Raw genomic sequence first — 870 nt, 5'->3', positions numbered from 1 at the left:
ATACAATTGTTTTAAAACAAGCGAAATGGTATAAGAATATATGACCTATTCAGCAGACTTCCGAGCTCAAGTGATCAAAAGTGTTAAAAGTAAAGACATGAGTATTCGTGAAGCGTGTACTTTCTACAATATTAGTAAAACCGCATTACAGCGCTGGCTGAAAAACCCAAGTATCAAACAAACTCGGAATAAACCACCCAGTAAAATACCTAATGACGTGCTATTAAAAGATGTTGAACAGTATCCAGACGATTATATGTATGAGAGAGCACAGCGTTTAAATTGTAGCAAATCAGGCATTGAGATTGCCTTAAAGCGCCTTGGTATCAGTCAAAAAAAAGACCTTAGAACATCCAAAAGCATGTCCAATCAAAAGAGCGGAATATCAGAGTAAGCTTGATCGTTTTATGAAGCAATGCTATCCCATCGTTTTCATGGATGAAAGCGGCTTTGAGGCTGAAACCATTCGCCCTTACGGCTATGCGCCCATTGGAACGCCTTGCATTGGTAGCTACAACTGGCAATCAAAAAAGCGTACTAATGTTATCGGGGCTTTGTATGAAAAGATGCTGTTTGCGCTTGATTACTTTGAGCAGAACATTAATGGTGACATATTCTACCACTGGTGCAAACACACACTCATTCCAAGCCTTAAAACCAAATGCGTAATTGTTATGGATAATGCTCGATTTCATAAAAACAAACGCATTCAAAAATTACTGAACAGACATGGCCATCGTATTCTATGGCTGCCACCCTACAGTCCTGATCTTAATCCCATAGAGAAAAAATGGGCACAGGCAAAATTTCTACGCCAAGGGTGGATGGAGAATGATCTACCTAAACTGTTTCGTGATATGGGATGTATCT

2 protein-coding genes are annotated in these 870 nt (G+C 39.3%); both read left to right on the top strand.

What is annotated here, in order from left to right:
* The first annotated feature begins 40 nt into the window (after window positions 1-40).
* Window positions 41-394, top strand: a complete 354-nt coding sequence (locus tag JMX13_RS13595; RefSeq protein WP_201613354.1) for an IS630 transposase-related protein — start codon at window positions 41-43, stop codon at window positions 392-394.
* Window positions 321-870, top strand: a 550-nt coding sequence (locus JMX13_RS13590) for an IS630 family transposase (RefSeq protein WP_201613352.1), incomplete at its 3' end; no start/stop codon positions are given. The genes JMX13_RS13595 and JMX13_RS13590, both read left to right, overlap by 74 nt.

It is taken from the genome of Psychrobacter immobilis (assembly GCF_904846285.1).
Taxonomy (GTDB): domain Bacteria; phylum Pseudomonadota; class Gammaproteobacteria; order Pseudomonadales; family Moraxellaceae; genus Psychrobacter; species Psychrobacter immobilis_D.
This window is presented reverse-complemented; position numbering and strand designations above follow the sequence as displayed.